Here is an 18,869-nt window from a genome sequence, read left to right as displayed (position 1 = left end):
GCACACAATAACTCTCGTGAATGTGTATAAAGTAAAACATAAGAAATATTTTGGATTTAGTCTGCTTTTAAATCCATATTGCTGGTTTTTTGTTAAGCCGTTTAACGGGGTTCCAGGGGCAGGAACAAAGGATATTCAGGAGAAAATGTGCGCTATATCCGACAGTTATGTTGTGTAAGCTTACTCTGTTTTGGTGGTTCTGCTATCGCCGCGAACGTCCGTCTACAGGTCGAAGGGTTATCAGGGCAGCTGGAAAAAAATGTTCGTGCACAGCTTTCTACGATTGAAAGTGATGAAGTGACGCCAGACCGGCGATTTCGCGCGCGTGTCGATGATGCCATCCGCGAAGGCCTGAAGGCGCTGGGCTATTACCAGCCGACCATTGAATTTGATCTTCGCCCACCGCCAAAGAAAGGGCGACAGGTTTTGATCGCCAAAGTCACGCCCGGCGTGCCCGTTTTGATTGGCGGCACCGATGTTGTGCTGCGCGGTGGAGCACGGACCGATAAAGACTATTTGAAGTTGCTCGATACTCGCCCGGCTATAGGCACGGTGCTGAATCAGGGCGACTACGAAAATTTCAAAAAGTCCTTAACCAGCATCGCGTTGCGCAAAGGCTATTTCGATAGTGAATTTACCAAAGCCCAGTTGGGTATTGCACTTGGCTTGCATAAAGCCTACTGGGATATTGACTACAACAGTGGCGAACGCTACCGCTTTGGGCATGTGACCTTCGAAGGCTCACAGATCCGCGATGAGTATCTGCAAAACCTTGTTCCGTTTAAAGAAGGTGATGAATACGAGTCAAAAGACCTGGCAGAGCTGAACCGCCGTCTCTCCGCCACTGGTTGGTTTAACTCGGTGGTGGTTGCACCGCAGTTTGATAAAGCGCGAGAAACAAAAGTATTGCCGCTTACCGGCGTCGTTTCGCCGCGCACGGAAAACACGATTGAAACCGGTGTCGGGTACTCAACGGACGTTGGTCCACGTGTCAAAGCCACGTGGAAAAAGCCGTGGATGAACTCTTACGGTCACAGCCTGACCACCAGCACAAGTATTTCTGCACCGGAACAGACCCTCGATTTTAGCTATAAAATGCCGCTGCTTAAGAACCCGCTGGAACAATATTATCTGGTACAGGGCGGTTTTAAGCGCACCGATCTAAACGATACTGAATCCGATTCTACAACTCTGGTGGCCTCCCGTTATTGGGATCTCTCCAGCGGCTGGCAGCGCGCCATTAACTTACGCTGGAGTCTTGACCACTTTACCCAGGGTGAAATTACCAACACCACGATGCTGTTTTATCCAGGTGTGATGATTAGCCGCACGCGTTCACGTGGTGGCCTGATGCCGACCTGGGGCGACTCGCAACGCTACTCAATCGACTACTCAAATACGGCCTGGGGCTCGGACGTCGATTTCTCTGTGTTTCAGGCGCAGAACGTCTGGATACGCACACTCTACGATCGCCATCGTTTTGTCACGCGCGGCACGTTGGGCTGGATTGAAACGGGTGACTTCGACAAAGTGCCGCCTGATCTACGTTTCTTTGCCGGAGGCGACCGTAGCATTCGTGGCTATAAATACAAATCTATCGCCCCGAAATACGCCAATGGTGACCTGAAAGGGGCATCAAAACTGATAACCGGATCGCTGGAGTACCAGTACAACGTGACCGGAAAATGGTGGGGGGCGGTGTTTGTTGATAGCGGCGAAGCGGTAAGCGATATTCGCCGCAGTGACTTTAAAACCGGCACCGGGGTTGGTGTGCGCTGGGAATCACCAGTCGGGCCGATCAAGCTCGATTTCGCCGTTCCGGTCGCTGACAAAGACGAGCATGGTTTACAGTTTTACATCGGTCTGGGGCCAGAATTATGAGTTTATGGAAAAAAATCAGCCTCGGCGTGGTTGTCGTCCTCTTATTATTGCTGGGGTCGGTGGCATTTCTGGTGGGCACTACCAGTGGTTTGCATCTGGTATTTAAAGCGGCAGATCGCTGGGTGCCAGGGCTGGACATCGGTAAGGTGACTGGCGGCTGGCGCGACCTTACTCTGTCTGACGTTCGTTATGAGCAGCCAGGTGTGGCGGTTAAAGCGGGTAATCTGCATCTGGCAGTCGGGCTGGAGTGCCTGTGGGACAGCAGTATTTGCATTAACGATTTGGCACTGAAGGATATTCAGGTCAACATCGACAGCAAAAAAATGCCCCCTTCAGAGCAGGTTGAAGAAGAGGAAGACAGCGGCCCGCTGGATCTCTCTACGCCGTATCCCATTACCCTGACGCGGGTGGCGCTGGATAACGTCAATATCAAAATTGATGATACTACGGTGTCGGTGATGGACTTCACCTCCGGTCTGAACTGGCAGGAGAAAACCCTGACCCTGAAACCGACATCGCTGAAAGGCCTGCTAATTGCCCTGCCGAAAGTGGCGGAAGTGGCGCAGGAAGAAGTCGTTGAACCGAAAATTGAAAATCCGCAGCCGGATGAAAAGCCGCTCGGCGAAACGCTGAAAGATCTCTTTTCTCGCCCGGTATTGCCGGAAATGACCGACGTGCATTTGCCGCTCAATCTGAACATTGAAGAGTTTAAGGGCGAGCAATTGCGCGTGACGGGCGATACGGACATTACCGTGCGCACCATGCTGCTGAAAGTGAGCAGTATCGACGGCAATACCAAACTGGACGCGCTGGATATTGATTCCAACCAGGGGATCGTTAACGCCAGCGGTACGGCGCAACTGTCCGGTAACTGGCCGGTGGATATCACCCTCAACAGCACACTGAACGTGGAGCCGTTGAAGGGTGAAAAAGTGAAGCTGAAAGTAGGCGGTGCGCTGCGCGAACAACTGGAGATTGGCGTTAACCTTTCCGGTCCGGTTGATATGGATCTGCGTGCCCAGACGCGGCTGGCGGAGGCTGGACTGCCGCTTAACGTCGAAGTGAACAGCAAACAGCTTTACTGGCCGTTTACCGGCGAGAAGCAGTATCAGGCGGACGATCTGAAACTGAAACTCACCGGCAAAATGACCGATTACACGCTCTCTATGCGCACGGCAGTGAAGGGACAGGAGATCCCGCCAGCCACCATTACCCTCGACGCGAAAGGTAATGAACAGCAGGTGAATCTCGACAAACTCACCGTCGCGGCGCTGGAAGGGAAAACTGAGTTGAAAGCGTTGCTCGACTGGCAGCAGGCAATTAGCTGGCGTGGTGAGTTAACGCTTAACGGCATTAACACCGTGAAAGAGTTCCCGGACTGGCCGTCGAAACTCAATGGTTTGATCAAAACGCGCGGCAGCCTGTACGGCGGCACCTGGCAGATGGACGTGCCGGAGCTGAAGCTGACCGGTAACGTTAAACAGAACAAAGTGAACGTTGAAGGTACGCTGAAAGGCAACAGTTATATGCAGTGGATGATCCCAGGTCTGCATCTGGAACTGGGATCAAACAGTGCCGAAGTGAAAGGCGAACTGGGAGTAAAAGATCTCAATCTTGATGCCACGATCAACGCGCCAGGTCTGGATAACGCGCTGCCAGGGCTGGGCGGTACAGCGAAAGGGTTGGTGAAGGTTCGAGGTACGGTGGAAGCACCGCAGTTGCTGGCGGATATCACCGCGCGCAGCCTGCGCTGGCAGGAACTCTCCGTGGCGCAGGTTCGCGTGGAAGGCGATATAAAATCCACCGATCAGATTGCGGGTAAACTCGACGTGCGTGTTGAGCAAGTTTCGCAGCCGGATGTGAATATCAACCTCGTTACCCTGAATGCGAAAGGCAGCGAAAAGCAGCACGAGCTACAACTGCGGATTCAGGGCGAGCCGGTTTCCGGACAGCTCAATCTGGCGGGTAGCTTTGATCGTAAAGAAGAACGCTGGAAGGGAACGCTGAGTAATACCCGCTTCCAGACGCCAGTCGGGCCGTGGGCGCTGACCCGCGATATAGCTCTGGATTACCGCAATCAGGAGCAAAAAATCAGCATCGGGCCGCACTGCTGGCTTAACCCGAACGCGGAACTGTGCGTGCCGCAAACCATTGATGCCGGGGCTGAAGGGCGTGCGGTGGTGAATCTCAATCGTTTCGACCTGGCCATGCTGAAACCGTTTATGCCGGAAACGACTCAGGCAAGCGGTATCTTCACGGGGAAAGCGGACGTTGCCTGGGACACCACCAAAGAGGGGCTGCCACAGGGCAGCATCACCCTTTCCGGGCGTAACGTGCAGGTGACGCAAACCGTCAACGATGCGGCGCTGCCGGTGGCGTTTCAGACGCTGAATCTGACGGCGGAGTTGCGTAACAACCGCGCCGAACTGGGCTGGACCATCCGCCTGACTAATAATGGTCAGTTCGATGGTCAGGTGCAGGTGACCGATCCACAAGGCCGCCGCAATCTCGGTGGCAACGTCAACATCCGCAACTTTAACCTCGCGATGGTAAACCCCATCTTTACGCGTGGCGAAAAAGCGGCGGGGATGGTGAGTGCTAATTTACGTCTGGGCGGTGATGTACAAAGCCCGCAGCTTTTTGGTCAGCTCCAGGTTACGGGTGTGGATATCGATGGCAACTTTATGCCGTTTGATATGCAGCCGAGCCAGCTTGCGGTCAACTTTAACGGTATGCGCTCGACGCTTGCGGGCACCGTGCGAACCCAGCAAGGTGACATTTACCTGAACGGGGATGCAGACTGGAGTCAGATTGAAAACTGGCGCGCGCGGGTAACGGCAAAAGGCAGTAAGGTGCGGATCACCGTACCGCCGATGGTGCGCATGGATGTGTCGCCAGATGTCGTATTCGAAGCCACACCAAGCCTGTTTACCCTTGATGGTCGCGTTGACGTACCGTGGGCGCGCATTGTGGTGCATGATTTGCCAGAAAGTGCGGTGGGCGTCTCCAGCGATGTCGTGATGCTCAACGATAATCTGCAACCGGAGGAGGCGAAAACTGCGTCGATTCCGATTAACAGCAACCTGATTGTCCACGTCGGCAACAACGTGCGCATTGATGCCTTTGGTCTGAAAGCGCGGCTGACGGGCGATCTCAATGTCGTACAGGACAAACAGGGGCTGGGGCTGAACGGACAGATCAACATACCGGAAGGGCGCTTCCATGCCTATGGTCAGGATCTGATCGTTCGCAAAGGCGAGTTGCTGTTCTCTGGTCCACCGGATCAACCGTATCTTAATATCGAAGCAATTCGTAACCCGGATGCTACAGAAGATGACGTAATCGCCGGTGTTCGCGTCACTGGACTGGCGGATGAACCGAAAGCGGAGATTTTCTCTGACCCGGCGATGTCGCAACAGGCTGCGTTGTCTTACTTGTTGCGTGGACAAGGGCTGGAGAGCGATCAGAGCGACAGTGCGGCGATGACCTCGATGCTGATTGGTCTGGGGGTTGCACAAAGTGGTCAGATTGTGGGTAAAATCGGCGAGACATTTGGCGTAAGTAATTTAGCTCTCGACACCGAGGGAGTTGGCGACTCCTCCCAGGTGGTGGTCAGCGGCTATGTATTACCAGGTCTACAAGTGAAATACGGCGTGGGGATATTTGACTCTATAGCAACACTCACGTTACGTTATCGCCTGATGCCAAAGCTATATCTGGAAGCCGTGTCTGGTGTAGATCAGGCACTGGATTTGCTCTATCAGTTCGAGTTTTAGCGATGCGAATATTTGTCTACGGCAGTTTACGTCACAAACAAGGCAACAGCCACTGGATGACCAATGCCCAGTTGCTGGGCGATTTCAGTATCGATAACTACCAGTTGTATAGCCTGGGCCACTATCCAGGCGCAGTTCCGGGAAACGGAACGGTACACGGTGAAGTTTATCGTATTGACAACGCCACGCTGGCCGAACTTGATGCCTTGCGCACCAGGGGCGGTGAATACGCGCGCCAGTTGATTCAGACGCCGTACGGGAGTGCATGGATGTACGTTTATCAACGACCCGTCGATGGATTAACGCTGATTGAAAGCGGCGACTGGTTAGACAGGGGTAAGTCATAATATAAACACGCCACCTTCGGGTGGCGTTGTTTTTTCGAGGTATCTCGCATTCTTTTTTGTAATTCCCCCACCTTTTGCTTTTCTCTTCGAGCCGCTTTCCATATCTGTTAACGCATGAAAAACTCTGCTGGCGTTCACAAATGCGCAGGGGTAAAACCGGGGCACGCTTTGAACGGTGAGTATGAGTGAGGTCGGCTAACTTCCAGCAAGTGGCTATGAACAGCAAAATGGTGGTCGAGTTTAGCTTGTTCTTACCGTTCAAGCCTTTCAACTGCTGAGAATAATGATAGTGGAATAGATAGTTTATATATTGCGGGCATAAAAAAACCCTTACTAACCGAAGCCCGGCGTTCAGGGTTATTGCGCTAGAAGAACTTATTTATTCTTTGCGCGCTCGAAGGAAGCAACGATTTCAGCTTTAGCGGCTTCGGCGTTATCCCAGCCGTCAACTTTAACCCACTTGCCTTTTTCGAGGTCTTTGTAGTGCTCGAAGAAGTGAGCGATCTGAGCCTTCAGCAGTTCCGGCAGATCGTTAACGTCTTTGATGTGATCGTATTCTTTGCTCAGCTTGCTGTGCGGAACAGCAACCAGTTTCGCATCTTCACCGGCTTCGTCGGTCATTTTCAGAACGCCAACCGGACGGCAACGGATCACAGAACCCGGCTGCAGCGGGTACGGAGTCGGAACCAGTACGTCAACCGGGTCACCGTCCAGAGACAGGGTGTGGTTGATGTAACCGTAGTTGCACGGATAGAACATCGCGGTGGACATGAAGCGGTCAACGAACAGTGCGCCGCTCTCTTTGTCGATTTCGTATTTGATCGGATCTGCGTTAGCCGGGATCTCAATAACAACGTAGATGTCTTCCGGCAGATCTTTACCCGCAGGGACGTTGAGTAAGCTCATGTCTGTTTCCTTTAAAATATGTGGCAAACAAGTGCCGAGTATTATAGCCAACTCGCGCCGAATGTCTTCGCTTGTTTTCGTCCTCATATTCCTTTTTCGCCAGTTTTAAGACGGCTCGTGGAGCAGGAAAATCCATAACCGTAGCCGCATTTTTCATAGTGATATGAAAGCGATTACAAACTTGTGATTAACGTTTTATTTACTTTTTTGAAGTGTGATGTAACGCAATCCGTTACATAACGAATTGTCTATAGTTTTTTCGCGAACATCTTTTCACCAATAATAACTATCCCGACGAGGACAACCCTATGTGGAAACGCTTACTTGTAGTCTCTGCAGTCTCGGCAGCCATGTCGTCTATGGCGTTGGCCGCTCCATTAACCGTAGGATTTTCGCAGGTCGGATCAGAATCCGGCTGGCGCGCCGCAGAAACCAACGTGGCGAAAAGTGAGGCCGAAAAACGTGGTATCACGCTAAAAATTGCCGATGGTCAGCAAAAGCAGGAAAACCAGATTAAAGCGGTACGTTCCTTTGTTGCACAAGGGGTAGATGCGATCTTTATCGCTCCAGTGGTGGCGACGGGTTGGGAGCCGGTATTAAAAGAGGCGAAAGATGCCGAAATTCCGGTCTTTTTGCTCGACCGTTCCATTGATGTGAAAGACAAATCTCTCTATATGACCACTGTCACCGCTGACAACATTCTTGAAGGTAAGCTGATTGGTGACTGGCTGGTAAAAGAAGTGAATGGCAAACCATGCAACGTGGTGGAGTTGCAGGGCACCGTTGGGGCAAGTGTTGCCATCGACCGTAAAAAAGGCTTTGCCGAAGCCATTAAGAATGCGCCAAATATCAAAATCATCCGCTCGCAGTCCGGTGATTTCACCCGCAGTAAAGGCAAAGAAGTTATGGAGAGCTTTATCAAAGCGGAAAACAACGGCAAAAACATCTGCATGGTTTACGCCCATAACGACGACATGGTGATTGGCGCAATTCAGGCAATTAAAGAAGCGGGTCTGAAGCCAGGCAAAGATATCCTCACGGGTTCCATTGACGGCGTGCCGGACATCTACAAAGCAATGATTGATGGCGAAGCGAATGCCAGCGTTGAACTGACGCCAAACATGGCCGGCCCGGCCTTCGACGCGCTGGAGAAATACAAAAAAGACGGCACTATGCCTGAAAAGCTGACGCTGACCAAGTCCACCCTTTACCTGCCTGATACCGCAAAAGAAGAGTTAGAGAAGAAGAAAAACATGGGGTATTGAGGGGCATCAATACCTGATGCCGACTTGTGGGTCGCCGGATAAGGCGTTTATGCCGCATCCGGCGGTTGTACAGCACCGGACTTAACATCGTGCACAATCTGTCCCCTCGCCCCTTCGGGGAGAGGGTTAGGGTGAGGGGGACAAACGGCGCAGCTCTTAACATCAGGCACGATCTATTCCCAGACTTTTAGAGCGTGGCTAAGGGAGAAACCATGACGACCGACCAACACCAGGAAATCCTCCGTACCGAAGGATTAAGTAAATTTTTCCCCGGAGTCAAAGCGTTAGACAACGTCGACTTCAGTCTACGGCGCGGTGAAATTATGGCGCTGCTCGGTGAAAACGGAGCCGGTAAATCGACGCTGATCAAAGCACTTACCGGTGTCTACCACGCCGATCGCGGTACTATCTGGTTGGACGGTCAGACTATCTCACCAAAAAACACCGCCCACGCACAACAGCTAGGCATCGGCACCGTCTATCAGGAAGTCAACCTGTTACCCAACATGTCGGTAGCCGACAACCTTTTTATCGGCCGCGAACCTAAACGTTTCGGCCTGCTACGCCGTAAAGAGATGGAAAAGCGCGCTACCGAACTGATGGCATCGTATGGCTTCTCCCTCGACGTGCGGGAACCACTCAACCGCTTTTCGGTGGCGATGCAGCAAATCGTCGCCATTTGCCGGGCCATCGATCTCTCCGCCAAAGTGCTGATCCTCGATGAACCCACCGCCAGTCTCGATACTCAGGAAGTAGAGTTGCTGTTTGGCCTGATGCGCCAGTTGCGCGATCGCGGCGTCAGCTTGATCTTCGTTACGCACTTTCTCGATCAGGTTTATCAGGTCAGCGATCGGATCACTGTCTTACGCAACGGCAGCTTCGTTGGCTGTCGGGAAACCCGCGAGCTACCGCAGATCGAACTGGTCAAAATGATGCTTGGGCGCGAACTCGATACCCACGCGCTACAACGTGCCGGACGGACATTACTTAGCGACAAACCCGTTGCTGCGTTTAAAAATTACGGCAAGAAAGGAACGATCGCGCCGTTTGATCTCGAAGTGCGCCCGGGCGAGATCGTCGGACTGGCAGGCTTGCTGGGATCGGGTCGTACCGAAACCGCTGAAGTTATCTTCGGAATCAAACCCGCCGACAGCGGCACTGCTCTGATCAAAGGCCAACCACAAACGCTACGATCGCCACATCAGGCTTCGGTACTGGGCATTGGTTTTTGCCCGGAAGACAGAAAAACCGATGGCATCATCGCCGCCGCCTCGGTGCGCGAAAATATCATCCTTGCCTTACAAGCCCAGCGCGGCTGGCTACGACCGATCTCTCGCAAAGAACAGCAAGAGATTGCCGAACGTTTTATCCGCCAGCTTGGCATTCGCACACCTTCCACCGAACAGCCGATTGAGTTTCTCTCCGGCGGCAATCAGCAAAAAGTATTACTTTCACGCTGGCTGCTGACTCGTCCGCAATTTCTGATCCTCGACGAGCCAACGCGCGGTATTGACGTGGGCGCCCACGCCGAGATCATCCGCCTGATTGAAACACTTTGCGCCGACGGTCTGGCTTTATTAGTAATTTCTTCCGAACTGGAAGAGCTGGTGGGCTATGCCGATCGGGTGATCATCATGCGCGATCGCAAACAGGTGGCGGAAATCCCGCTGGCAGAACTCTCCGTTCCGGCGATCATGAACGCCATTGCGGCGTAAGGAGAACAGTGTGATGCCTCAATCTCTCCCTGACACCGCGTCGTCGAAAAGGCGTTTTCGCTGGCCGACGGGAATGCCGCAACTGGCGGCGCTATTGCTGGTGCTGCTGGTCGATAGTCTGGTCGCCCCACATTTCTGGCAGGTGGTGCTTCAGGATGGGCGTTTGTTCGGTAGCCCCATCGACATTCTTAACCGTGCGGCTCCCGTTGCGTTACTGGCGATTGGCATGACGCTGGTGATCGCCACTGGTGGGATTGATCTCTCCGTAGGCGCGGTGATGGCTATCGCCGGAGCCACAACTGCCGCGATGACGGTAGCGGGATTCAGCCTGCCGATTGTTTTGTTAAGCGCCCTGGGCACCGGCATTCTGGCAGGATTGTGGAATGGCATTCTGGTGGCAATCCTCAAAATTCAGCCGTTTGTCGCCACTCTGATCCTGATGGTTGCCGGGCGCGGCGTGGCGCAACTGATCACCTCCGGGCAGATTGTCACTTTCAACTCACCAGATCTCTCGTGGTTCGGCAGTGGATCGCTGCTGTTCCTGCCAACGCCAGTCATTATCGCCATGCTGACGCTTCTCCTCTTCTGGCTGTTAACCCGTAAAACGGCGCTGGGGATGTTTATTGAAGCCGTTGGCATCAACATTCGGGCAGCGAAAAATGCCGGAGTGAACACTCGGATCATCGTCATGCTCACCTACGTGTTGAGTGGGCTGTGTGCGGCAATTGCGGGCATTATCGTGGCTGCGGATATTCGCGGTGCGGACGCCAATAACGCCGGATTATGGCTGGAACTGGACGCCATTCTCGCGGTTGTGATCGGCGGTGGATCGCTGATGGGCGGGCGTTTTAACCTGCTGCTTTCGGTAGTGGGGGCGCTGATCATTCAGGGAATGAACACCGGGATTTTACTTTCGGGCTTTCCGCCAGAGATGAACCAGGTGGTGAAAGCGGTGGTGGTGCTTTGCGTACTGATTGTTCAGTCGCAACGCTTTATCAGTCTGATTAAAGGAGTGCGTAGCCGTGATAAAACGTAATTTGCCACTGATGATCACCATCGGCGTTTTTGTGTTGGGCTATCTCTACTGCCTGACGCAGTTTCCCGGTTTTGCTTCTACGCGAGTGATCTGCAATATCCTGACCGATAACGCCTTTTTGGGGATCATCGCCGTCGGTATGACCTTTGTGATCCTCTCTGGCGGTATCGATCTCTCCGTCGGTTCGGTGATCGCTTTTACCGGCGTGTTTCTGGCAAAGGTGATTGGCGACTTTGGAATTTCACCACTCTTGGCCTTCCCACTGGTACTGGCGATGGGCTGTGCATTCGGCGCATTTATGGGGCTTTTGATCGACGCGCTGAAGATCCCGGCATTCATCATTACCCTTGCGGGAATGTTTTTTTTGCGTGGCGTCAGTTACCTTGTTTCGGAAGAGTCGATCCCAATAAACCATCCTGTTTATGACACGCTCTCAAGCCTTGCGTGGAAAATTCCCGGCGGCGGTCGCTTAAGCGCGATGGGGCTGCTGATGCTGGCGGTGGTAGTTATCGGTATATTCCTCGCTCATCGTACCCGTTTTGGTAATCAGGTATACGCCATTGGCGGCAACGCAACGTCGGCGAACCTGATGGGGATTTCCACTCGCAGCACCACGATTCGCATTTATATGCTTTCCACCGGACTGGCGACACTGGCGGGGATTGTCTTCTCTATTTACACCCAGGCCGGATACGCGCTGGCAGGCGTTGGTGTGGAACTGGACGCTATCGCCTCCGTGGTGATTGGCGGTACACTTTTAAGCGGCGGTGTTGGAACAGTATTAGGAACGCTGTTTGGCGTGGCGATTCAGGGACTCATTCAGACTTACATAAACTTTGACGGTACGCTGAGTTCATGGTGGACGAAAATCGCTATCGGAATTTTGTTGTTTATTTTTATTGCCTTACAGCGTGGGTTAACGGTGCTGTGGGAGAATCGTCAGAGTTCGCCAGTAATAAGAGTGAGTCCGGAAAATACAATAAAAGAGTAAATTCACTGATATATAAGGATATTTTTATGTGGGCAAAGGAAGGTGAGGGTTTAAGTACAACATGCAAAAGTTGTGGTGTGGATGTTTTACCACCTGATGATTATTGTAGAAGCTGTGATGATAAAAAACTTACGGGGATTGGCGGTTGGCTGTATTTACCTGCTATTTCTTTAGTGCTGGTGATTATTTCGAGCATTTATTCTTTTGTACGAACATGGGGGCTTGCTCAGAGTAGTCAGGAAGAACCGCTCAGAACTCTGCTTTATCTGGAAGTGGCTGGATTTGCCACGATATTTCTGTTGGTAAGTTATACTACCTTTTTGTTTTTTAATAAGAAACGCCAACTTCCGCACTACTATATTGCCCTTCTTCTGGCGCTCTTCGTATTGAATGTTGCTGATATCTGGGGAGCAGTACAATTTCTTCATGCCACAATTGATTTTTTAGACGCATGGGGTGTGCTGAAAAATATCATTCATCTGGCTATCTGGGTTCCCTATTTCCGAGTCTCTAAACGAGTCAAATTAACTTTTGTTAATTAGAACGCAAAAACGCCGGAATAATCCGGCGTTTTTAGACCATTACGCGTCCGGGAACTCACGGATAAAGCGTTCGACATCTTCAACCATATGGTTATTGCCGACGAAGAACGAACGGCGCTGGTGCAGGGTTTCCGGGATGATATCCAGAATACGCTCTTTGCCATCGCTCGCTTTACCGCCTGCTTGTTCCGCCAGGAATGCCATCGGGTTGCACTCATACAGCAAACGTAGTTTACCGTCTGGGTGGCTGGCGGTGCTTGGGTAGAGATAAATTCCACCTTTCAGCAGGTTACGGTGGAAATCCGCAACCAGTGAACCGATATAACGCGAGGTATACGGGCGGTTGGTGGATTTATCTTCTTCCTGGCAGAATTTAATGTACTTCTTCACCCCATTAGGGAACTTAATGTAGTTTCCTTCGTTGATGGAGTAGGTTGAGCCTTTCTCCGGGAAGCGCATCCGTTCCTGGCACAGGCAGAAAACGCCGAGTGAAGGATCATAGGTAAAGGCGTGAACACCGCATCCTGTGGTGTAAACCAGCATGGTAGAGGAGCCGTATACCACGTAACCTGCGGCAACCTGTTTGTTGCCAGGCTGGAGGAAATCTTCTTCCGTTACCGGCGTACCGACAGGTGTAACGCGGCGGTAGATGGAGAAAATCGTACCGACAGAGACGTTAACATCGATGTTGGACGAGCCATCCAGTGGGTCCATCAGCACAACGTATTTTGCGTGTTCACAGCCTTCAAAGACGACAATCTCATCTTCTTCTTCAGATGCAATGCCCGCAACGATATCGCGCGCTTTCAATGCGGCTTTCAGTTTTTCATTAGCGAACAGATCGAGTTTCTGTTGAACCTCGCCCTGCACGTTCTCAGCACCGCTGGCACCCAGGATATCAACCAGTCCTGCTTTGTTGATATCGCGATGGATAATCTTGGCGCCCAGTTTTATTGCCGACAGCAAAGCAGTGAGCTCACCGGTAGCATGAGAAAACTCGTGCTGCTTTTCGACAATAAATTCACCTAACGTTTTCATAAAACTTTCCCTGCAATGTTTATGGAGTAAAGCGACCGCAACAATCTTAACAAATAATCTGAATGTTGCGCTCAGGTGAATCGCGCCAGCAAATTACGGATTATCCTGAAATGCGTTTCTCACTTGCCCGACATATGCGTAAAATGAGCGGTAGATTAAAAAAGGATAATGACGTATGCGCATTCATATTTTAGGAATTTGTGGCACGTTTATGGGTGGTCTGGCGATTCTGGCGCGCCAGTTGGGCCATGAAGTAACGGGTTCGGACGCTAATGTGTATCCGCCGATGAGCACCTTACTTGAGAAGCAAGGCATTGAGCTGATTCAGGGCTACGATGCCAGCCAACTCGATCCGCAGCCGGATCTGGTGATTATTGGTAATGCCATGACCCGTGGAAATCCGTGTGTGGAAGCGGTACTGGAAAAAAACATTCCGTATATGTCGGGGCCGCAGTGGCTGCACGATTTTGTGCTGCGCGACCGCTGGGTGCTGGCCGTTGCCGGTACACACGGCAAAACCACCACGGCGGGAATGGCGACCTGGATTCTGGAACAGTGTGGCTATAAACCGGGTTTTGTTATTGGCGGTGTGCCTGGAAACTTTGATGTTTCGGCGCGTCTGGGCGAAAGCGACTTCTTTGTTATCGAAGCGGACGAGTATGACTGCGCCTTCTTCGACAAACGCTCCAAATTTGTCCATTACTGCCCGCGCACGCTGATCCTCAACAATCTTGAGTTCGATCACGCCGATATCTTTGATGACCTGAAAGCGATCCAGAAACAATTCCACCATCTGGTGCGTATTGTTCCTGGGCAGGGTCGTATTATCTGGCCGGAAAACGACATTAACCTGAAACAGACCATGGCGATGGGTTGCTGGAGTGATCAGGAACAGGTAGGCGAGCAGGGACGCTGGCAGGCGAAAAAGCTGACCACCGATGCTTCCGAATGGGAAGTATTGCTGGACGGCGAAAAAGTGGGCGAAGTGAAATGGTCACTGGTTGGCGAACATAACATGCACAACGGCCTGATGGCGATTGCTGCGGCTCGTCATGTTGGTGTTGCGCCGGCAGATGCTGCTAATGCGCTGGGGTCGTTTATCAACGCGCGTCGTCGTCTGGAGTTGCGCGGTGAAGCGAATGGCGTGACGGTGTATGACGATTTTGCCCATCACCCGACGGCGATTCTGGCAACGCTGGCGGCGCTGCGCGGTAAAGTCGGTGGTACGGCGCGTATTATTGCCGTGCTGGAACCGCGCTCAAACACCATGAAGATGGGCGTCTGCAAAGACGATCTGGCACCGTCGTTAGGCCGTGCCGATGAAGTCTTTCTGCTGCAACCGGCGCATATTCCGTGGCAGGTAGCTGAAGTGGCAGAAGCCTGTATTCAGCCTGCGCACTGGAGTGGTGATGTCGATGCGTTGGCAGATATGGTGGTGAAAACCGCCCAGCCTGGCGACCATATTCTGGTGATGAGCAACGGCGGTTTTGGTGGTATTCATCAGAAACTGCTGGATGGTCTGGCGAAGAAGGCGGAAGCTGCGCAGTAATTCTGAAGCTTCAGCCTGGAGTAGCATTGCCGGATAAAGCGTTTACGCCGCATCCGGCAAACCATACTCACATCAACAACACAACTTACCCTTCGTTCTCTGCCAGCTCGCGCAGATACTGGAAAATCTGTCGTGCGGATTTCGGCGGCTTATTCCCTTCTTTCTCTTTCTTCGCGTTGCGGATCAGAGTACGCAGTTGCTGGCGATCGGCATCAGGCCACAAGTTCAATACGTCAGCGATGGCATCATCACCGTGATCGATCAAACGATCGCGCAGGTTTTCCAGTTTATGGAACAGCACCACCTGCTGGTTGTGGCGGTTTTTCAGCTTATCCAGCGCCTGACGGATAGGCTCTACGTCGCGCTGGCGCAGCATCTTACCGATGAGCTGCAACTGGCGGCGGCGACCTTCCATCTTAATACGCTGGGCTAACTCGATAGCCGCACGCAGATCCGCATCTAACGGGATCTTATCCAGCGCGTTTTTCCCCAGATCAACAATTTCCGCGCCCAGGCGTTTTAACTCCTCGGCATCGCGTTTAATTTCACTTTTACTGACCCAGATAATTTCATCGTCTTCGTCTTCGATATCATCACCGGGAACGTCGTCGAGCCAGTCTTCGGGCTGCTTAGTCATGTCAGGCTCCTTAAAAAAAGAGGCTAATGTTACCAGTTAAGATGCGCACTGAAAAACGGTTCTCTGTTAGACTTCAGAGAAACTCTCTACATTATGGCACTTGCAATGAAAGTAATCTCTCAAGTTGAAGCGCAGCGCAAGATTCTGGAAGAAGCAGTTTCGACTGCGCTGGAGTTGGCCTCAGGCAAATCGGACGGTGCGGAAGTTGCCGTCAGCAAGACCACCGGCATTAGCGTAAGCACGCGCTATGGTGAAGTGGAGAATGTCGAATTCAATAGCGATGGCGCGCTGGGGATCACCGTTTATCACCAGAACCGCAAAGGTAGCGCATCATCCACCGATTTAAGCCCGCAGGCTATTGCCCGCACCGTACAGGCGGCGCTGGATATTGCTCGTTATACCTCGCCAGACCCTTACGCAGGTGTGGCAGATAAAGAACTGCTGGCCTTTGATGCGCCGGATCTCGATTTATTCCATCCTGCAGAAGTTTCCCCGGATGAAGCTATTGAACTGGCGGCTCGTGCTGAACAGGCGGCATTGCAGGCGGACAAACGTATCACCAATACCGAAGGCGGCAGCTTTAACAGCCACTACGGCGTCAAAGTATTTGGCAACAGCCACGGCATGTTGCAGGGATACTGCTCAACGCGTCATTCACTCTCCAGTTGCGTGATTGCCGAAGAAAATGGCGATATGGAACGTGATTACGCCTACACCATTGGCCGCGCGATGAGCGATCTGCAAACGCCAGAGTGGGTTGGGGCAGACTGCGCTCGCCGCACTTTATCGCGCCTGTCACCGCGTAAACTCTCCACCATGAAAGCGCCGGTGATTTTTGCCAATGAAGTCGCAACCGGATTGTTTGGTCATTTAGTTGGCGCAATTGCCGGTGGCGCGGTCTACCGTAAATCCACCTTCCTGCTCGACTCGCTGGGCAAACAAATTCTGCCGGACTGGCTGACCATTGAAGAACATCCGCATCTGCTGAAAGGGCTGGCCTCTACGCCATTCGACAGCGAAGGGGTGCGCACCGAGCGTCGCGATATTATTAAAGATGGCATCCTGACCCAGTGGCTGCTGACCAGCTATTCCGCGCGTAAACTGGGGCTGAAAAGCACCGGACACGCAGGTGGTATTCACAACTGGCGTATTGCCGGGCAAGGACTCAGCTTTGAGCAGATGCTCAAAGAAATGGGCACCGGCCTGGTAGTGACGGAACTGATGGGCCAGGGCGTGAGTGCAATTACCGGTGATTATTCCCGTGGTGCAGCGGGCTTCTGGGTCGAGAATGGCGAAATTCAATATCCGGTTAGTGAAATCACTATCGCAGGTAATTTAAAAGATATGTGGCGCAATATTGTCACCGTCGGTAACGATATTGAAACACGCAGCAATATACAGTGTGGTTCTGTACTGTTGCCGGAGATGAAAATCGCCGGGCAGTAAAAAAACTGGCGCGACCTGCCGCGCCGAATCTTCATAATAAAAAAGGAAGTGAGCAATGCGTAAAAGCCTGTTAGCTATTCTTGCAGTCTCCTCGTTGGTATTCAGTTCGGTGTCGTTTGCCGCTGAGCTGGAAGACAATATGGAAACCCTCAATGACAATTTAAAAGTGGTCGAAAAGGCGGATAACGCGGCACAAATCAAAGATGCGTTAACCAAAATGCGCGCTGCGGCGCTGGATGCGCAAAAAGCGACGCCGCCGAAGCTGGAAGGTAAATCACCAGACAGCCCGGAAATGAAAGACTTCCGCCACGGTTTTGACATTCTGGTCGGTCAGATTGACGACGCGCTGAAGCTGGCAAACGAAGGTAAAGTCAAAGAAGCACAGGCTGCCGCAGAGCAACTGAAAACGACCCGCAACGCCTATCACAAGAAGTATCGTTAATTCCTTATTGGGCGGTGAAACGTTACCGCCCAACGCTTTCTTCTCCCTTCATAAAATCACCGCAATATCTATCTTCACCACGGCATATTCCTGCGTGTCGTCCTCATTTTTGCGAGGCGTTTTCCAGAAATGAATGTAATGCATATGTAATGCTATAATGCATTACACTTTTCATAATTACCGGAGGCATAATGGCCACACTTAACGTCCGCCTGGATGACAAACTGAAAAATGAGGCTTATGCGGTGCTGGAAAAATTAAATATCACGCCTACTGAAGCAGTGCGGCTGCTGTTTCAATACGTTGCGGAAAATGGACGAATGCCGGTAAAAACGCTCACTGTCAGTGATAGTGAAGAAGCCTTGTTACGCACTGTCAGGGAACGACTGGCCAACCCACAAGAGGCCATTAAGGTCCGACTGGATGAACTATGAGCTGGCTTTTGATCTGCGGGCGCTGAAAGAGTGGCAAAAACTGGGCGTGACAGTCCGGGAACAATTTAAAAAAAAGCTTGAGGATGTGCTGAAAAGACCGCGCAATCCATCGGCTAAACTGCGGGATTTACCGGACTGCTACAAAATTAAGCTGCACACACTGGGATATCGCTTGGTTTATCAGGTTAACGATAAAGAGTTGCTCGTGTTGGTGATAGCTATTGGTAAGAGAGAGAACTCAGCCGTTTATGAAGACGCGACTAAACGGCTGGATGAGTGATTAACGCAAATGATGCACCACCTGATTGCTGCTGCCGCGCCAGATCAGGGAAGGGTCTTTTAAATCCTGCACAAATTTGCCGTCGATCAGCACGTTAATCAAATCAACAACCTGCATTTGCGCAGTGTTGAGTTCGTCGAGTTTATAGCCTGTCCACACCCAGATATCTTTACCCGGACACTCGGCGCGGATGCGTTGTACCAGTTTTAAAATGTCCGGCACGTTTTGCGGATGCAGCGGATCGCCGCCGGAGAGGGAAATACCCTGGCGTTTGATACGAGTGTCATTCAGATCGTTGATGATCTGGTCTTCCATTGCTTTGGTAAATGGCTGACCGGAATTTACCCGCCAGGTGCTTTTGTTATAGCAACCGGGGCATTCATGAACACACCCGGAGACAAACAGAGTGCAGCGAGTGCCGGGGCCGTTGACGATGTCGACAGGATAGTACTGATGATAATTCATTTTCGCTTCTCAATTGACGCCATGACTGCTCTGGTGCGTACGGGGCGAAGTCCTCTGAGGCTTACGCATTTGCCACCTTGCGACGACACCAACTGGCTAGAGGCAACTCATTATGTCGG

17 protein-coding genes are annotated in these 18,869 nt (G+C 52.0%); 13 read left to right on the top strand and 4 right to left on the bottom strand.

Features of this window, described 5'->3' with window-relative positions; all coding sequences use genetic code 11:
- Positions 1-147: 147 nt before the first annotated feature.
- From tamA to HEN21_RS04705, 3 genes are read left to right on the top strand one after another with little or no spacing between them, the layout of a single operon-like run.
- Positions 148-1,881, top strand: coding sequence for an autotransporter assembly complex protein TamA (tamA, locus tag HEN21_RS04715; RefSeq protein WP_001269289.1), 1,734 nt, complete (start codon positions 148-150; stop codon positions 1,879-1,881).
- Positions 1,878-5,657 (top strand): autotransporter assembly complex protein TamB, encoded by a 3,780-nt coding sequence (tamB, locus tag HEN21_RS04710; protein ID WP_176252766.1) that lies wholly within the window; start codon positions 1,878-1,880, stop codon positions 5,655-5,657. The genes tamA and tamB overlap by 4 nt, the downstream gene beginning before the upstream one ends.
- A 2-nt stretch (positions 5,658-5,659) precedes the next feature.
- The gene (locus HEN21_RS04705) at positions 5,660-6,004 is read left to right on the top strand and encodes a gamma-glutamylcyclotransferase family protein (RefSeq protein WP_021551488.1); all 345 of its coding nucleotides are present in this window, start codon (positions 5,660-5,662) and stop codon (positions 6,002-6,004) included.
- Positions 6,005-6,379: 375 nt separating this feature from the next.
- Here the strand turns inward: HEN21_RS04705 and ppa are convergent, their stop codons facing one another.
- Positions 6,380-6,910 carry an inorganic diphosphatase gene (gene ppa, locus HEN21_RS04700; protein WP_000055074.1) on the bottom strand — a complete coding sequence of 177 codons (531 nt, stop codon included), beginning with the start codon at positions 6,908-6,910 and terminating at the stop codon, positions 6,380-6,382.
- A 308-nt stretch (positions 6,911-7,218) separates the two neighbouring features.
- Here ppa and ytfQ point away from each other — a divergent pair, with 308 nt between their 5' ends.
- The 5 genes from ytfQ to HEN21_RS04675 all read left to right on the top strand — a co-directional run bounded on the left by ytfQ (position 7,219) and on the right by HEN21_RS04675 (position 12,459).
- A complete protein-coding gene (gene ytfQ, locus HEN21_RS04695) occupies positions 7,219-8,175 on the top strand; it encodes a galactofuranose ABC transporter substrate-binding protein YtfQ (protein WP_000265933.1) in 957 nt (318 codons plus the stop codon).
- A gap of 212 nt (positions 8,176-8,387) precedes the next feature.
- Positions 8,388-9,890, top strand: a complete 1,503-nt coding sequence (ytfR, locus tag HEN21_RS04690) for a galactofuranose ABC transporter, ATP-binding protein YtfR (protein ID WP_176252765.1) — start codon at positions 8,388-8,390, stop codon at positions 9,888-9,890.
- 13 nt (positions 9,891-9,903) lie between these two features.
- On the top strand, positions 9,904-10,926 hold the full coding sequence (gene ytfT, locus HEN21_RS04685) for a galactofuranose ABC transporter, ATP-binding protein YtfT (protein ID WP_123058472.1): 1,023 nt from the start codon (positions 9,904-9,906) through the stop codon (positions 10,924-10,926).
- Positions 10,913-11,917, top strand: coding sequence for a galactofuranose ABC transporter, permease protein YjfF (gene yjfF, locus HEN21_RS04680; RefSeq protein ID WP_105285653.1), 1,005 nt, complete (start codon positions 10,913-10,915; stop codon positions 11,915-11,917). Before ytfT ends, yjfF begins: the two co-directional genes overlap by 14 nt.
- Positions 11,918-11,943: 26 nt before the next feature.
- A complete protein-coding gene (locus tag HEN21_RS04675) occupies positions 11,944-12,459 on the top strand; it encodes a DUF2569 domain-containing protein (protein WP_176252764.1) in 516 nt (171 codons plus the stop codon).
- A gap of 39 nt (positions 12,460-12,498) precedes the next feature.
- Here the strand turns inward: HEN21_RS04675 and fbp are convergent, their stop codons facing one another.
- Entirely contained in the window at positions 12,499-13,497 is a 999-nt protein-coding gene (fbp, locus tag HEN21_RS04670; RefSeq protein WP_000853756.1) for a class 1 fructose-bisphosphatase, read from the bottom strand.
- 175 nt (positions 13,498-13,672) lie between these two features.
- Here fbp and mpl point away from each other — a divergent pair, with 175 nt between their 5' ends.
- Positions 13,673-15,046, top strand: coding sequence for a UDP-N-acetylmuramate:L-alanyl-gamma-D-glutamyl-meso-diaminopimelate ligase (gene mpl / locus HEN21_RS04665; RefSeq protein ID WP_001219776.1), 1,374 nt, complete (start codon positions 13,673-13,675; stop codon positions 15,044-15,046).
- 85 nt (positions 15,047-15,131) lie between these two features.
- Here mpl and yjgA read toward each other — a convergent pair whose 3' ends face one another.
- A complete protein-coding gene (yjgA, locus tag HEN21_RS04660) occupies positions 15,132-15,683 on the bottom strand; it encodes a ribosome biogenesis factor YjgA (RefSeq protein WP_000166265.1) in 552 nt (183 codons plus the stop codon).
- A gap of 93 nt (positions 15,684-15,776) precedes the next feature.
- Between yjgA and pmbA the strand changes: the two genes are divergently transcribed.
- The 4 genes from pmbA (at position 15,777) to HEN21_RS04640 (ending at position 18,285) form a co-directional block, all read left to right on the top strand.
- Positions 15,777-17,129 (top strand): metalloprotease PmbA, encoded by a 1,353-nt coding sequence (pmbA, locus tag HEN21_RS04655; RefSeq protein WP_001162191.1) that lies wholly within the window; start codon positions 15,777-15,779, stop codon positions 17,127-17,129.
- Positions 17,130-17,184: 55 nt separating this feature from the next.
- Positions 17,185-17,571 (top strand): cytochrome b562, encoded by a 387-nt coding sequence (cybC, locus tag HEN21_RS04650; RefSeq protein WP_021551485.1) that lies wholly within the window; start codon positions 17,185-17,187, stop codon positions 17,569-17,571.
- A gap of 191 nt (positions 17,572-17,762) precedes the next feature.
- Positions 17,763-18,005, top strand: coding sequence for a type II toxin-antitoxin system RelB/DinJ family antitoxin (locus HEN21_RS04645; protein WP_000212715.1), 243 nt, complete (start codon positions 17,763-17,765; stop codon positions 18,003-18,005).
- Positions 17,995-18,285 carry a type II toxin-antitoxin system RelE family toxin gene (locus HEN21_RS04640; RefSeq protein WP_001105430.1) on the top strand — a complete coding sequence of 97 codons (291 nt, stop codon included), beginning with the start codon at positions 17,995-17,997 and terminating at the stop codon, positions 18,283-18,285. The genes HEN21_RS04645 and HEN21_RS04640 overlap by 11 nt, the downstream gene beginning before the upstream one ends.
- On the opposite strand, the gene nrdG is transcribed toward HEN21_RS04640, so the two are convergent.
- Entirely contained in the window at positions 18,286-18,750 is a 465-nt protein-coding gene (nrdG, locus tag HEN21_RS04635) for an anaerobic ribonucleoside-triphosphate reductase-activating protein (protein ID WP_105286357.1), read from the bottom strand.
- Between the last annotated feature and the right edge of the window lie 119 nt (positions 18,751-18,869).

The organism is Escherichia sp. 93.1518, assembly GCF_013368915.2.
Lineage (GTDB): Bacteria > Pseudomonadota > Gammaproteobacteria > Enterobacterales > Enterobacteriaceae > Escherichia > Escherichia ruysiae.
The sequence above is the reverse complement of the archived record's forward strand: the minus strand, read 5'-3'. Positions and strand labels throughout refer to the sequence as shown.

Bases quoted from the DNA above. Each gene is read 5' to 3' on its own strand.
- tamB (WP_176252766.1), top strand. From the start codon at position 1,878: ATGAGTTTATGGAAAAAAATCAGCCTCGGCGTGGTTGTCGTCCTCTTA.
- HEN21_RS04705 (WP_021551488.1), top strand. From the start codon at position 5,660: ATGCGAATATTTGTCTACGGCAGTTTACGTCACAAACAAGGCAACAGC.
- ppa (WP_000055074.1), bottom strand. From the start codon at position 6,910: ATGAGCTTACTCAACGTCCCTGCGGGTAAAGATCTGCCGGAAGACATC.
- ytfQ (WP_000265933.1), top strand. From the start codon at position 7,219: ATGTGGAAACGCTTACTTGTAGTCTCTGCAGTCTCGGCAGCCATGTCG.
- ytfR (WP_176252765.1), top strand. From the start codon at position 8,388: ATGACGACCGACCAACACCAGGAAATCCTCCGTACCGAAGGATTAAGT.
- ytfT (WP_123058472.1), top strand. From the start codon at position 9,904: ATGCCTCAATCTCTCCCTGACACCGCGTCGTCGAAAAGGCGTTTTCGC.
- HEN21_RS04675 (WP_176252764.1), top strand. From the start codon at position 11,944: ATGTGGGCAAAGGAAGGTGAGGGTTTAAGTACAACATGCAAAAGTTGT.
- fbp (WP_000853756.1), bottom strand. From the start codon at position 13,497: ATGAAAACGTTAGGTGAATTTATTGTCGAAAAGCAGCACGAGTTTTCT.
- mpl (WP_001219776.1), top strand. From the start codon at position 13,673: ATGCGCATTCATATTTTAGGAATTTGTGGCACGTTTATGGGTGGTCTG.
- yjgA (WP_000166265.1), bottom strand. From the start codon at position 15,683: ATGACTAAGCAGCCCGAAGACTGGCTCGACGACGTTCCCGGTGATGAT.
- pmbA (WP_001162191.1), top strand. From the start codon at position 15,777: ATGGCACTTGCAATGAAAGTAATCTCTCAAGTTGAAGCGCAGCGCAAG.
- cybC (WP_021551485.1), top strand. From the start codon at position 17,185: ATGCGTAAAAGCCTGTTAGCTATTCTTGCAGTCTCCTCGTTGGTATTC.
- HEN21_RS04645 (WP_000212715.1), top strand. From the start codon at position 17,763: ATGGCCACACTTAACGTCCGCCTGGATGACAAACTGAAAAATGAGGCT.
- HEN21_RS04640 (WP_001105430.1), top strand. From the start codon at position 17,995: ATGAACTATGAGCTGGCTTTTGATCTGCGGGCGCTGAAAGAGTGGCAA.
- nrdG (WP_105286357.1), bottom strand. From the start codon at position 18,750: ATGAATTATCATCAGTACTATCCTGTCGACATCGTCAACGGCCCCGGC.